We start from the raw sequence: 13,767 nt of genomic DNA on the forward strand, positions 1-13,767 counted from the left end.
CCGCTGACCCCGACCCGACCGGGCTGCCGCCCGCCCCACAGGAATGCGCACCACATGATCGAATACCGCAACGTCCGCGTCGCGCTGCTCGGAGCCGGCTCCGTCGGTTCCCAGGTGGCGCGCCTGCTCCTCGAGCACGGCGACGAGCTGGCCTCGCGCGCGGGTGCCGGCCTCGAGCTCGTCGGCATCGCGGTGCGGGACCTCGACGCTCCGCGCGACGTGGACCTGCCGAAGGAGCTCTTCACGACGGACGCGCAGTCGCTCATCCTCGGCGCGGACATCGTCGTCGAGCTGATCGGCGGCATCGAGCCCGCGCGCACGCTGGTGCTCCAGGCGCTGCAGTCCGGTGCGGACGTCGTCACCGGCAACAAGGCGCTCCTCGCCACGCACGGCCCCGAGCTCTTCGCCGCGGCGGAGCAGGTCGGCGCACAGCTCTACTACGAGGCCGCGGTCGCCGGCGCGATCCCGATCATCCGGCCGCTGCACGACTCGCTCGCGGGCGACCGCATCGAGCGGATCATGGGCATCGTCAACGGCACGACGAACTTCATCCTCGACCTGATGGACCGCGAGGGCTCGACCTTCGAGGCGGCCCTCGCGACCGCCACGGAGCTCGGGTACGCCGAGGCCGACCCGACCGCCGACGTCGAGGGCTACGACGCCGCGCAGAAGGCCGCCATCCTGGCCTCGCTCGCGTTCCACACCTCCGTGCCCCTGGCCGCCGTGCACCGCGAGGGCATCACCGCCGTCACGATCGAGCAGGTCCGCGCCGCGCGGAAGGCCGGCTACGTCGTGAAGATCCTGGCGACCGCCGAGCGCCTGACCGACGAGGACGGCGTCGAGGGCGTCAGCGCCCGTGTCTACCCGGCGCTCGTGCCGGAGTCGCACCCGCTCGCCAGTGTGCACGGGGCGAAGAACGCCGTGTTCGTCGAGGCCGAGGCCGCCGGCGACCTGATGTTCTACGGCGCCGGTGCCGGTGGCGTCGAGACCGCGTCGGCCGTGCTCGGCGACCTGGTGTCCGCCGCCCGTCGTCACGTCATCGGCGGCCCCGGCATCGCGGAGTCGACCCAGTCGGCCCTGCCGGTCTTCCCGATCGGCACGGTCCGCACCCGCTACCAGATCACGCTGCACGTGGCCGACGCCCCCGGCGTGCTGTCCACGGTCGCCGGCGTCCTGGCGAAGCACGGCGTGAGCGTCGAGACCGTCGAGCAGTCCGCCGCGACCGACCCGGGCGACGGCACGGCCGGCACCGCGAACCTCGTCATCGGCACGCACCTCGCCCGCGAGTCCGACCTGGCCGCCACGGTCGTCGCGCTCCGGGGCGAGGACGTCGTCGTCGAGATCACCAGCGTCCTGCGGGTGGTCGGGGCCTAGCCCCGCACCGTCAGCAACCCGACTGCACAACACCGAACAAGGAGAGCCTGATGGCCCACCAGTGGCAGGGAGTCCTGCGCGAGTACGCCGACCGTCTCGACGTCACCGAGGCGACGCCCGTCGTCACCCTCGGCGAGGGCGGCACGCCGCTCATCCCGGCCCGACGCCTGTCGGAGCGCACCGGCGCGGACGTGTACGTCAAGTTCGAGGGCATGAACCCGACCGGGTCGTTCAAGGACCGCGGCATGACGATGGCGATCTCGAAGGCCGTCGAGCACGGCGCGAAGGCCGTCATCTGCGCGTCGACCGGCAACACCAGCGCCTCGGCGGCCGCCTACGCCACGCACGCGGGCATCACCGCCGCGGTGCTCGTGCCCGAGGGCAAGATCGCGATGGGCAAGCTCAGCCAGGCCGTCGCGCACGACGCCCAGCTGCTGCAGGTGCAGGGCAACTTCGACGACTGCCTCGACATCGCGCGCGACCTCGCCGCCAACTACCCGGTGCACCTGGTCAACTCGGTGAACAACGACCGCATCGAGGGGCAGAAGACCGCCGCGTTCGAGGTCGTCGACGTGCTGGGCGACGCCCCGGACTTCCACTTCCTGCCGGTCGGCAACGCGGGCAACTACACCGCGTACTCCCGCGGCTACCGCGAGGACGTCGCCGCGGGCCGCTCGACGCGGATGCCGCGCATGTTCGGCTTCCAGGCCGCCGGCTCCGCCCCGATCGTCTCCGGCGAGGTCGTCCGCCACCCGGACACCATCGCCTCCGCCATCCGAATCGGCAACCCGGCGTCGTGGCAGTACGCGCTCGAGGCGCGTGACGAGACCGACGGCTACTTCGGTGCCATCACCGACGAGGGCATCCTCGCCGCGCACCGCATCCTGTCCGCCGAGGTCGGGGTCTTCGTCGAGCCCGCGTCGGCCATCGGCGTCGCCGGGCTGCTCGAGCGTGCGGACGCCGGTGTCGTGCCGCAGGGCGCGAAGGTCGTCATCACGGTGACCGGCCACGGCCTGAAGGACCCGCAGTGGGCCCTCCGCACGGAGGACGGCGGCGAGGTCGCACCGACGAGCGTCCCGGTCGACACGAAGTCGGTCGCCGAGGTGCTCGGACTGGTCGGCTCCGCGTGAGCGTCGACCGCTCGTCCGGACCGGGGGAGGGCGTGACCGCCCGCAGCGCTGTACCGGCCGGACGGGCGGTCCGTGTGCGGGTCCCGGCGACCTCCGCGAACCTCGGCCCGGGCTTCGACTCGCTCGGGCTGGCGCTGTCGGTCTACGACGAGGTGGTCGTCCGCGTCCGCCCGGAGCCCGGCGCGACCGTGATCGTCGAGGGCGTCGGTGCCGGTGAGGTCGCCACCGACGAGTCGAACCTGGTGGTGCAGGCCGTTCGTCGTGGCCTCGAGCACGCCGGCGTGGAGCAGCCCGGACTCGAGCTGCACGCCGTGAACGCGATCGCGCACGGCCGCGGCATGGGCTCGTCGGCCGCCGCCATCGTCGCCGGGCTGATGGCGGCCCGCGGCCTGCTCGAAGGGGTCGTCGACCTCGACGCGTCGACCCTGCTCACCCTGGCCACCGAGATGGAGGGCCACCCCGACAACGTCGCTCCGGCGCTCTTCGGTGGTCTGACGATCGCGTGGATGACCGCCGAGGGTCCCGCGGTCAAGCGCCTGCTGGTGCACCGAGGCGTCTCGCCGGTGGTCTTCGTGCCGACGTCGACGCTCTCGACGAAGCTCGCGCGGTCCCTGCAGCCCGCGAGCGTGCCGCACGAGGACGCCGCGTTCAACGTGTCGCGCTCGGCGCTGCTCGTCGCCGCCCTCATCCAGAGCCCGGAGCTGCTGCTCGCCGCGACCGAGGACCGGCTGCACCAGTCGTACCGTGCGAGCGCCATGCCGGAGACCGATGCACTGATCGGTCTGCTGCGGCAGCACGGGCTCGCCGCGGTGGTCTCCGGCGCCGGGCCGAGCCTGCTCGTGCTGGGCAGCGACCCGGCACAGCGCCTCACCGCGGCCGACCTGGTGGCGCGACACGCGCAGTCCGACTGGCGGGCGCTCATGCTGGCCGTGGACCTCGGTGGTGCTACAGTGGTGCCGCACTCGGCGCTCGAAGCCGATCCAGCGTAGGCGCACAGACCGATCCGAACCGGATCCGTCGGCGCTGGCGCAGGGTCCGGTGCGCGGGGGCACTCTCTTTCAGATCACCGAATCCCGGTCCGTCGTCTGAACGGCGGTCGCAGCGCACCCATGCGCCGGGACGGTGGAAACTCTCCGCGTTCTGCGGTTCGAAAGGAAACACCGACCTTGACGAACGTCAACGACTCCACCCCGGTGGAGATCCCCAGCGACCTGCGCGCGCTCCGCCTCCCGGAGCTCCAGCGCATCGCCTCCTCGCTCGGCATCACGGGGCTCTCGAAGCTCCGCAAGGGCGACCTCATCGCGTCGATCGAGGACAAGCGCCCCGCGACCGACGACGCCGCCCCCGCTGCCGAGACGCCGGCCGACGAGGCACCCGCCGCCGCGGAGGCCGCACCCGCGGCGCAGGAGACCCCCGCCGAGCAGCCGACGCTGGCCGCACCGGCGACCTCGCCGGCCGCCGACGACGCCGCAGCCGACCAGACGGAGTCGGCTCCGGAGCCCCGCGGTCGCCGCTCGCGCCGCGCCTCCTCGGCCGGCACGGTGAACACCGCGCAGACCTCGGCCGCGGAGCACACGAACCACGGGCACACCGGCACCGAGGACCTGCTCGCGGGGCTCGACCAGGTCCGTGCCGAGAAGGACGCGGAGGAGGCCGCGCAGTCCGGTCGCCGCCGCGGCCGCCGCGGGAACCAGGACGCCGGCCAGCAGGACGGCGGCCAGCAGCGGGACGGCGCCGAGCAGGCCGCTGCCCCCGAGACCGACGAGGCGACCGGCGCGCAGCCGACCTCGGCGACGGACCAGGGCGACCAGGCCGACCAGCAGGGCGAGGGCGGTTCGCGCCGCGGACGTCGCAGCCGTGGTCGCGGTCGTGGCCGCGGGCAGAACGCCGAGGGCACCGAACAGCAGAGCGGTGACCAGCAGGGCGGCCAGCAGAACGGCGGCCAGCAGAACGGCGGCCAGGCGAACGCCGGCCCGCAGAACGGTCAGCAGCAGAAGCAGAACGGCAAGCAGGACGAGCAGAAGTCCGGCGACGCGAAGCAGGACGACCGTCAGCCGAAGCAGAACGGCCAGCAGAAGCAGAACGGCCAGCAGCAGAACGCCCAGCAGCAGCAGCACGCCGACGAGGCCGAGGCCGGCCGCGGTCGTCGTCAGCGTGACCGCAAGCGCGGCCGCGGCGGTCAGAACGACGAGTTCGAGCCGGAGATCACCGAGGACGACGTCCTCATCCCGATCGCGGGCATCCTCGACGTCCTCGACAACTACGCGTTCGTCCGCACGACCGGCTACCTGCCGGGACCGAGCGACGTCTACGTGTCCCTCGGCCAGGTGAAGAAGTACCACCTGCGCAAGGGCGACGCGATCGTCGGTGCGATCAAGCAGCCGCGCGACAACGAGCAGCAGGCGCGCCAGAAGTACAACGCGCTCGTCAAGGTGGACTCGGTCAACGGCCAGACCGCGGACGAGGCAGCGGCCCGTGTCGAGTTCCACGACCTGACCCCGCTGTACCCGAACGAGCGTCTCCGCCTCGAGACCGAGCCGGCGAAGCTCAGCACGCGCATCATCGACCTGGTCGCACCGATCGGCAAGGGTCAGCGCGGCCTCATCGTCTCGCCGCCCAAGGCCGGCAAGACCGTCGTGCTGCAGGCCATCGCCAACGCGATCGCCAAGAACAACCCCGAGGCGCACCTCATGGTCGTGCTCGTGGACGAGCGGCCCGAAGAGGTCACCGACATGCAGCGCTCGGTGAAGGGCGAGGTCATCGCCTCGACCTTCGACCGTCCGGCGGAGGACCACACCACGGTCGCCGAGCTCGCCATCGAGCGTGCGAAGCGCCTGGTCGAGCTGGGCCACGACGTCGTCGTGCTCCTCGACTCGATCACCCGTCTCGGCCGCGCCTACAACCTGGCGACGCCGGCCTCCGGCCGCGTGCTCTCCGGTGGTGTCGACTCGGCGGCCCTGTACCCGCCGAAGCGGTTCTTCGGCGCTGCGCGCAACATCGAGGACGGCGGCTCGCTGACCATCCTCGCCACCGCGCTCGTCGAGACCGGCTCCAAGATGGACGAGGTCATCTTCGAGGAGTTCAAGGGCACCGGCAACATGGAGCTCCGCCTCAACCGGCACCTCGCAGACAAGCGGATCTTCCCGGCCGTCGACATCAACGCCTCCGGCACCCGGCGCGAGGAGCAGCTCCTCTCCGCCGACGAGGTCAAGATCACGTGGCGCCTGCGCCGTGCCCTCGCCGGGCTCGACCCGCAGCAGGCGCTCGACGTCGTCCTCCGCAACCTCAAGGAGACGCAGTCGAACGTCGAGTTCCTGGTCCAGGTGCAGAAGTCGGTCCCCACGACCGGCGGTCGCCACGACGGCCACCAGGAGTAACGCGTGTTCGAGTCGGTGGCCGGGCTGCTGGCGGAACACGAGGACCTGACGCAGCAGCTGTCGGACCCCGCGCTCCACGCCGATGCGGCCCGCGCGAAGAAGGTGAACCGGCGGTACGCCGAGCTCAACCAGATCAAGGCCGCGTACGAGGCCTGGCAGGCGGCGGGGGACGACCTCGCCGCCGCCCAGGAGCTCGCCCGCGAGGACGAGGCGTTCGCGGACGAGGTCCCGGCGCTCCAGGAGCAGCTGTCGGAGCGCCAGGAGCGACTCCGCCGGCTGCTCATCCCGCGGGACCCGGACGACGGCCGCGACGTCATCATGGAGATCAAGGGCGGTGAGGGCGGTGAGGAGTCGGCGCTCTTCGCGGCCGACCTCCTCCGCATGTACTCGCACTACGCCGAGACGAAGGGCTGGAAGGTCGAGCTCCTCGAGCGGACCGAGAGCGACCTCGGCGGCTACAAGGACGTGCAGGTCGCGATCAAGTCGAACGCGACCGACCCGTCCCAGGGCGTCTGGGCGCACCTGAAGTACGAGGGCGGTGTGCACCGGGTGCAGCGCGTGCCGGCGACCGAGTCGCAGGGACGCATCCACACCTCGACCACCGGCGTGCTGGTGTTCCCCGAGGTGGACGAGCCCGAGGAGGTCCAGATCAACCAGAACGACCTCAAGATCGACGTCTACCGGTCGTCCGGCCCCGGCGGGCAGTCGGTCAACACGACCGACTCCGCAGTCCGCATCACCCACCTGCCCACGGGCATCACGGTGGCGATGCAGAACGAGAAGTCCCAGCTGCAGAACCGTGAGGCCGGCATGCGCGTCCTGCGCGCCCGCATCCTCGCGCGACAGCAGGAGGAGCTCGACGCCATCGCCTCGGACGCGCGCAAGTCGCAGATCCGCGGCATGGACCGTTCGGAGCGCATCCGCACGTACAACTTCCCGGAGAACCGCATCGCGGACCACCGCACCGGGTACAAGGCGTACGACCTGGACCGCGTGATGAACGGTGCGCTCGAGCCCGTCGTCCGGTCCGCCATCCAGGCGGACGAAGAGGCACGCCTGGCCGCCATCGGCGACCAGGACGCCTAGGCCCGGTCTGGAGGCACGGATCACCTCCGACAGTCGTCCCACGTCCGCAGCGGATCGCCTCCTCGACGAGGCGACCGCTGCGCTCGTCGCGCGCGGTGTCCCGACCCCGCGCGTCGACGCCGAACTCCTGCTCGCCTGGGCGACCGACACGTCGCGGGGTGCCGTGCAGGCCCGTGCCCTGACGGGCGGCGCCATCGCGGCGGAGCACGTCGAGCGCTTCCGGTACGCCGTCGCCCGTCGCACCACCCGCGAGCCGCTGCAGCACATCACGGGCGAGGCGCACTTCCGGGCGCTGACGCTGTCCGTCGGGCCGGGCGTCTTCGTGCCCCGGCCGGAGACCGAGGGCGTCGTGCAGTTCGGCATCGACGCACTGCGTGCGACCGCGGTGGCCGAGCCGGTGGCGGTGGACCTCGGCTCCGGCAGCGGGGCGATCGCCGTCGCGATGGACACCGAGGTGCCGAACGCCCTCGTCTACGCGGTCGAGCGGTCACCCGAGGCGCTGCCCTGGACCCGGCGCAACATCGACGCGCACGGCGGCACCGTCCGACTGGTCGAGGGCGACCTCGCCGACGCGCTCCCGGAGCTCGACGGCACGGTCTCGGTCGTCGTCTCGAACCCGCCGTACGTCCCCGACGACATGGTGCCCGTCGACCCCGAGGTCCGCGACCACGACCCGGCGCTCGCGCTGTACGGGGGACCCGACGGGCTCGACGCCGTCCGGGCTCTCACCGACACCGCCTGGCGGCTCCTCGTCCCGGGAGGGCTCCTCGTCATCGAGCACGCCGAGCAGCAGGGCGCCGGCGTGCGCGACGTGCTCGCACGGCGGGGATTCCGGTCCCCGGAGACGCACGTCGACCTGACGGGGCGCGACCGCACGACCACCGCCACCCGCTAGGCGTGGTCGCTCCGGGCCTCCCGGCCGTCGTCCCGGTGCCCGCACGACGCGACCTCGGCGGAGCTGCGCAGCGGCACAGCGCTGCGAGGAACCGCGCTCGTTGCGTGTCGCGGACGTGACGGGTCAGGCGGTGGCGACCCGCTGCTGCGCTGCGACGAAGGCGCGGACCGCTCTGCGCAGGTCGGTGTGCTCCTCGACCAGGACCGCGTGGATGCCGACGTCGCGGGCCGCCTCGACGTTGACCGGCATGTCGTCGGCGAAGAACGCGCGCTCGGCGGGTACGCCGTGGTGCGCGAGCGCCCGCTCGAAGACCTCGGGCTCGGGCTTGCGCGCGCCGAAGTTGCTCGTCGTGTCCAGGTGCTCGCCGAAGAGCGGCGGCAACGAGGGTGCCCACGTCCCGATCCACCGGCCCGCGAGCGGACCGTTGTTCGTGAGCAGGCCGACACGACCGTGCTCGGACGCGATCCGGACGGCCTCGATGCGCTCGGGCAGCTCGGTCATCGCCGCGCCGCGGATGCGCGCCCAGTCCGCCTCGGGCACCGCACACCCCATCGCCTCGGCGAAGGCGGCGAGGTAGGCGTCCCCGTCGGGGAAGTGCCCGGCCTCGGCACGGGACTCGTGGCCGCAGTCCCACCAGCGTCGGCGGAGCTCCTCGAAGGAGTGTCCGGTGTACTCACCGAGGGCCGCCATCCGGACCCGCCAGTCGTACCGGACGAGCACGTCGTCCATGTCGAAGAGGAACAGGAGTCGGGGCGCGGGCGTCTCGTTCACGATGCCGTCCATTGTGTCGCACTATCATCGTCGAGTCATGGCCTCCCGATACGACTGCACCGACCCCGACGGGCTCCTGACCGGGATGCGGCTCGCACGTGCCGCCCTCGGCCGGGGAGAACTCGTCGTCGTCCCGACCGACACCGTCTACGGCGTCGCGGCGGACGCCTTCAGCGCGACCGCCGTCCAGCGCCTGCTCGACGCCAAGGGCCGCACCCGCCAGTCGCCGCCCCCGGTGCTGATCCCCGGACCGCCGACGCTCGAGGCGTTGGCGACCGAGATCCCGCAGCAGGTCCGCGACCTCGTCGACGAGTTCTGGCCCGGCGGGCTCACCGTCATCCTGCGCGCGCAACCGTCGCTGGACTGGGACCTGGGGGAGACCCGGGGGACCGTCGCGCTCCGCATGCCGGACTCGCGCATCGCCCTCGAGCTGCTGCAGGAGGTCGGACCGCTCGCGGTCTCCTCCGCGAACTCGACCGGAGACCCTGCCGCGATGGACGTGGACCGGGCCGAGTCGATGCTCGGCGACAGCGTGTCGGTCTACCTCGACGGGGGACCGCTCGCGGTGCACGACGGCTTCGCCGCCTCGACCGGGTCGACCATCGTCGACGCGACCGGCCTCTCGACCGGCGGGAAGCTGACGATCGTCCGACACGGGGTGATCGCCGACGAGGACATCGTCCGGGTCGTCGGAGCCGACCTCGTCACGTGAAGTACTACCTGCTCGCCGGGGCCATCGCGGCCGTGGTGAGCTTCGTCTGCAGCTGGGCCGTGTGGAAGCTCGGCCTGCGCTACGGCTGGTACCCGAAGGTCCGCGAGCGCGACGTGCACCGCACGCCCACACCGCGGCTCGGCGGGATCGCGATGTACCTCGGCGTGATCGTGTCGCTGCTGGCGGCCTGGTTCCTCTTCCCCTCCATCGCGGGGACCGACTACTTCCGGCTCGTGTTCTCGGAACCCGGGCGCGTGATCGCGGTGCTCGCGGGTGCGACGATCATCGTGGTGCTCGGTGTCGCCGACGACATCTGGGACCTCGACTGGATGACGAAGCTCGCCGGGCAGATCATCGCCGCGGGGATCCTGGCCTGGCAGGGCGTGGCGATCGTGTCGCTGCCGATCGGCAACACGCTCGGGGTCGGGTCGTCCTACATGAGCCTGATCTTCACCGTGCTCGCCGTCGTGCTCGTGATGAACGCCGTCAACTTCATCGACGGTCTGGACGGCCTCGTCGCCGGGGTCGCGATCATCGCCGGCGGCGTGTTCTTCCTCTACACGTTCTTCATCAACCGCGTGGTCGTGCAGACGGAGTTCTTCTTCAACCTGCCCTCGTTGCTCACGGCGGTGCTCGTCGGTGCCTGCACGGGGTTCCTCGTCCTCAACTGGCACCCGGCGAAGCTCTTCATGGGCGACGCCGGCGCGCTGCTCGTCGGGTTCCTGATGGCCACGAGCGCCGTGTCCGTGACGGGCAACATCGACCCCGCGGTCATCTCGACACGCCAGGCCCTGCTGCCGGCGTTCATCCCGATCCTGCTGCCCTTCGCGATCCTGATCGTGCCGATCCTCGACTTCGGGCTCGCCGTCACCCGTCGGCTCAGCGCGGGCAAGTCGCCGTTCTCGGCCGACCGGAAGCACCTGCACCACCGTCTGCTCGACATGGGGCACTCCCACTTCCACGCCGTGCTGATCTTCTACGCGTGGACGGCCACCGTCGCCGTCGGGTGCCTGCTGTTCCTCTTCGTCGAGTGGTACTGGGTGGTCACCGTCGTCGCGATCGGCTTCACCGTGTGCGCGATCGCCACCTTCGCCCCGCTCGGCCGGAAGCGCGCTGAGTTCGCCGCGCAGGCCGCCACCCGCTCGAACACCGTCGTCGACGCCAGCCTCGACCCGCTCGACCGCGCCGCCAACGACCGAACGATCCCTGGAGACCCCTCGTGACCGCACCGAACGCCCTCGACCACGTCCGGCCGGTGTTCCGCCGGATCCTCCTCTGGGCGGCCCTCCTCGCCGTCGGCCTGGCCGTCGTCGGGGGAGTCGTCGGGCTCGTCGTCGCCGGGACGCCGGGACTCGCCGGTGGCCTGCTCGGCGCGGTGCTGAGCGTGGTGTTCCTCGGGCTCACCGCGGTCTCGGTGCTCGTCGCCCTCCGGGTGTCGAAGGGGCAGATGATCTCGGGCGCCTTCTTCGGGATCGTGATGGGGACGTGGATCCTGAAGTTCGTGCTCTTCCTGGTGGTCCTGCTCGCACTGCGCGACCGCGCCTGGGTGGACTTCCCGGTGCTTGCCGTGGTGATCATCGCGGGCGTCGTCGGGTCGCTCGTGATCGACGTGGTGGCGGTCGCCAAGGCCCGCATCCCGATCGGGGTGCACCTGCCCGGCGACGCGGTCGATCCTGGGAACGACACCCCACGGCCCTGAGAGCCCGAGAAGCCTCTCGCACCTGATAGGCTTCTCGAAGTCCGCGTCCGGAGCCTCGCTCGGAGCGGACGAGCCTCCACAAAGTCCACCATCGCGTGCCGTGTGTGCGCGCGCCGACACAGGAGACAGCGCTGCTATCCCACGCTCTTCCCCTGTCCCTCACCGCCGCGGCCAACACCGTGGCGGCGGGGAGCAGCAAGGCCGCCGAATTCCATGGTCCGTCGATCAACGAGTTCTTCCCGGACCCGATCTTCTTCGCCGGGACCCCGATCGAGATGGACCGCATCGTCCTCATCCGCTTGTTCGCGGTGGCCGTGCTGCTCGTCTTCGCGTTCGTCGGGACCCGTGCCCTGAAGCTCGTCCCGAACCGCGGACAGGCCTTCATCGAGTACGCGTTCGACGTCGTCCGCCGCAACACCTTCGACAACCTCGGTGAGAAGGACGGCAAGCGCTTCCTGCCGCTCCTGGCCACGGTGTTCTTCGGTGTCCTGTTCATGAACCTGACGGGTCTCATCCCGTTCATGAACATCGCCGGTACGAGCCGCATCGCGATGCCGATGATCCTGGCGATCGTCGCGTACGTCGCGTTCATCTACGCGGGCCTCCGCAAGCACCCGGGCACGTTCCTCCGCAACGCGCTCTTCCCGCCCGGTGTCCCGTGGCCGCTCTACATCATCGTGACGCCGATCGAGCTCGTCTCGACCTTCGTGCTCCGTCCGGTGACGCTGACGCTGCGACTGCTCATGAACATGGTCGTGGGTCACCTCCTCCTGGTGCTCTTCTTCTCGGCCACCTGGTTCTTCTTCTTCGACGCCGAGAGCCTCTTCAAGCTCTTCGGCATCGGGACCCTGGCGTTCGGCATCGCGTTCAGCTTCTTCGAGATCCTCGTCGCGCTGCTGCAGGCGTACGTCTTCATGCTGCTGACCGCTGTGTACATCCAGCTCGCGCTGGCTGACGAGCACTGACCGACCCCTTCTGACCCCCATACGGCACGACATCCGTCGGGCCGCACTCGAAAGGAAAACACGTGGACGCAACGACCGTTCTCGCGGAGATCAACGGCAACATCGCGACGGTTGGCTACGGCCTCGCTGCGATCGGTCCGGCCATCGGCGTCGGCATCGTCGTCGGCAAGACGATCGAGTCCGTCGCTCGCCAGCCCGAGCTCCAGGGCCGTCTGACGACCCTCATGTACATCGGTATCGCCTTCACGGAGGCCCTGGCCTTCATCGGTATCGCGACGTACTTCATCTTCACCAACTAAGGCTTCTCGATGCAGACTGCACTCATCATCGCGGCGGAGGAGACCCACAATCCGCTGATCCCACCGGTGTACGACATCGTGTGGTCCGCGGTGGCCTTCGTCATCATCTTCCTCGTGATGTGGCGCGTCGTGACGCCGCGCATCACGAAGATGCTCGATGAGCGCACCGAGGCCATCGAGGGTGGCATCAAGAAGGCGGAGGCCGCTCAGGAGCAGGCCGCCGCTGCACTCGACGAGTACAACAAGCAGCTCGCCGACGCGCGTGCCGAGGCCTCGCGCATCCGTGAGCAGGCCCGTGCCGACGCGACCGCGATCGGCAACGAGGTCCGCGAGCAGGCGCAGGCAGATGCAGCACGCATCACCGCCAACGCCCAGGCGCAGATCGAGGCCGAGCGGCAGAGCGCGCTCCAGTCGCTGCGGAGCGAGGTGGGCACCCTCGCCCTCGACCTCGCCTCCGGTGTGATCGGTGAGTCCCTCCGGGACGACGCGAAGTCGGCTGCGGTCGTCGACCGCTTCATCGCCGACCTCGAGGCGTCCCAGGGCCAGCCGGCCGGGGAGCGCTGAGCATGCGGAGCGCCACGCGGTCCGCACTCTCGTCCACGCGGGCGGTCCTCGCTGACCTCGGCGGGTCGGTCGACCTCGCCACGGGCATCGAGATCCTCTCCACCGGGCGTGCGATCGCCGGTTCGTCCCAGCTGCTCGGACTGCTGGCGGACCCGACCGCGGACGTCGTCGGCAAGAAGGTCCTCATCGACCGCGTCTTCGCCGGTCAGTCCGAGGCGACGCGTGCGGTGCTGACCGCGGTGGCCGGCTCGCGCTGGTCCTCGCCGTCGGACCTGCTCGCGGGTGTCGAAGACGCGGGCATCCGCGCCGTCGCCGGAACCGCATCGTCGGAGACGTCGATCGAGGCCGAGCTGTTCTCCTTCGAGACCGCCGTCCGCTCGGACGCGGCGCTCGAGCTGGCACTGGGCACGAAGCTCGGCAGCCCGTCGGAGAAGGCTGCGCTCGTCCAGCGGCTCGTCGGTTCGAAGGTCTCGGCGCAGACCACCGCGATCCTGGAGCACCTCGTGCAGCAGCCGCGCGGCCGCCGCATCGGTGAGATCGTCCGCGATGCCTCGCGCATCGTGGCCGACCAGGCCGGCAAGCTCGTCGCCACGGTGACCACCGCGGCCCCGCTCTCGGACGGTCAGGCGGCTCGCGTCGCCCGCGGCATCAGCGAGCGGTACGGCAAGGACATCAGCGTCAACCAGGTCGTCGACCCCGCGGTCGTCGGCGGGATGCGCGTGCAGGTCGGTGGCGACGTCATCGACGGCACGGTGTCCACGCGCCTGTCGGAGCTCCGGCTCCAGCTGGCCGGCTGAGCGTACCGTCGAAGCCGACCCCTCCAAGTCCACAACGGGAACTGTCCCTCACCGGGCAGCATCACCCTCTCGGAGCCGCAGGGCCCCGGAAACCAACA

Annotated in this window: 14 protein-coding genes; 13 read left to right on the plus strand and 1 reads right to left on the minus strand. The window is 71.0% G+C overall.

Annotation, left to right across the window (positions count from 1 at the left end):
- The first annotated feature begins 54 nt into the window (after nt 1-54).
- From ACIP6W_RS08205 to prmC, 6 genes are all read left to right on the plus strand, one after another.
- Nucleotides 55-1,374 carry a homoserine dehydrogenase gene (locus tag ACIP6W_RS08205; RefSeq protein ID WP_209682380.1) on the plus strand — a complete coding sequence of 440 codons (1,320 nt, stop codon included), beginning with the start codon at nt 55-57 and terminating at the stop codon, nt 1,372-1,374.
- A 50-nt stretch (nt 1,375-1,424) separates the two neighbouring features.
- A complete protein-coding gene (gene thrC, locus ACIP6W_RS08210; protein WP_066654638.1) occupies nt 1,425-2,504 on the plus strand; it encodes a threonine synthase in 1,080 nt (359 codons plus the stop codon).
- Nucleotides 2,505-2,536: 32 nt separating this feature from the next.
- Nucleotides 2,537-3,493, plus strand: coding sequence for a homoserine kinase (gene thrB, locus ACIP6W_RS08215; RefSeq protein WP_251155148.1), 957 nt, complete (start codon nt 2,537-2,539; stop codon nt 3,491-3,493).
- Between the two features lie 177 nt (nt 3,494-3,670).
- The gene (gene rho / locus ACIP6W_RS08220) at nt 3,671-5,881 is read left to right on the plus strand and encodes a transcription termination factor Rho (RefSeq protein ID WP_251155059.1); all 2,211 of its coding nucleotides are present in this window, start codon (nt 3,671-3,673) and stop codon (nt 5,879-5,881) included.
- A 3-nt stretch (nt 5,882-5,884) separates the two neighbouring features.
- Entirely contained in the window at nt 5,885-6,967 is a 1,083-nt protein-coding gene (prfA, locus tag ACIP6W_RS08225) for a peptide chain release factor 1 (protein WP_066654635.1), read from the plus strand.
- A 19-nt stretch (nt 6,968-6,986) separates the two neighbouring features.
- Complete coding sequence (gene prmC, locus ACIP6W_RS08230) at nt 6,987-7,862, plus strand: peptide chain release factor N(5)-glutamine methyltransferase (RefSeq protein ID WP_400429651.1); 876 nt, start codon at nt 6,987-6,989, stop codon at nt 7,860-7,862.
- A gap of 123 nt (nt 7,863-7,985) precedes the next feature.
- Here the strand turns inward: prmC and ACIP6W_RS08235 are convergent, their stop codons facing one another.
- Nucleotides 7,986-8,645 carry an HAD family hydrolase gene (locus ACIP6W_RS08235; protein ID WP_400338246.1) on the minus strand — a complete coding sequence of 220 codons (660 nt, stop codon included), beginning with the start codon at nt 8,643-8,645 and terminating at the stop codon, nt 7,986-7,988.
- A gap of 25 nt (nt 8,646-8,670) precedes the next feature.
- On the opposite strand from ACIP6W_RS08235, the gene ACIP6W_RS08240 reads away from it, so the two are divergent.
- From ACIP6W_RS08240 to ACIP6W_RS08270, 7 genes are all read left to right on the plus strand, one after another.
- Nucleotides 8,671-9,345, plus strand: coding sequence for an L-threonylcarbamoyladenylate synthase (locus ACIP6W_RS08240; RefSeq protein WP_066654631.1), 675 nt, complete (start codon nt 8,671-8,673; stop codon nt 9,343-9,345).
- On the plus strand, nt 9,342-10,568 hold the full coding sequence (locus ACIP6W_RS08245) for an MraY family glycosyltransferase (RefSeq protein ID WP_066654629.1): 1,227 nt from the start codon (nt 9,342-9,344) through the stop codon (nt 10,566-10,568). The genes ACIP6W_RS08240 and ACIP6W_RS08245 overlap by 4 nt, the downstream gene beginning before the upstream one ends.
- On the plus strand, nt 10,565-11,044 hold the full coding sequence (locus tag ACIP6W_RS08250) for a hypothetical protein (protein WP_081984896.1): 480 nt from the start codon (nt 10,565-10,567) through the stop codon (nt 11,042-11,044). Before ACIP6W_RS08245 ends, ACIP6W_RS08250 begins: the two co-directional genes overlap by 4 nt.
- Nucleotides 11,045-11,223: 179 nt before the next feature.
- Nucleotides 11,224-12,009 (plus strand): F0F1 ATP synthase subunit A, encoded by a 786-nt coding sequence (gene atpB, locus ACIP6W_RS08255; protein ID WP_144411309.1) that lies wholly within the window; start codon nt 11,224-11,226, stop codon nt 12,007-12,009.
- A gap of 62 nt (nt 12,010-12,071) precedes the next feature.
- Nucleotides 12,072-12,308 carry an ATP synthase F0 subunit C gene (gene atpE / locus ACIP6W_RS08260; protein ID WP_027465781.1) on the plus strand — a complete coding sequence of 79 codons (237 nt, stop codon included), beginning with the start codon at nt 12,072-12,074 and terminating at the stop codon, nt 12,306-12,308.
- Nucleotides 12,309-12,317: 9 nt separating this feature from the next.
- Nucleotides 12,318-12,872, plus strand: coding sequence for a F0F1 ATP synthase subunit B (locus tag ACIP6W_RS08265; protein ID WP_066654628.1), 555 nt, complete (start codon nt 12,318-12,320; stop codon nt 12,870-12,872).
- A gap of 2 nt (nt 12,873-12,874) precedes the next feature.
- Nucleotides 12,875-13,669, plus strand: coding sequence for a F0F1 ATP synthase subunit delta (locus ACIP6W_RS08270; RefSeq protein ID WP_066654626.1), 795 nt, complete (start codon nt 12,875-12,877; stop codon nt 13,667-13,669).
- Nucleotides 13,670-13,767 lie beyond the last annotated feature (98 nt).

The sequence above is a fragment of the Curtobacterium sp. NPDC088465 genome (assembly GCF_044753165.1).
Classification (GTDB): Bacteria; Actinomycetota; Actinomycetes; order Actinomycetales; family Microbacteriaceae; genus Curtobacterium.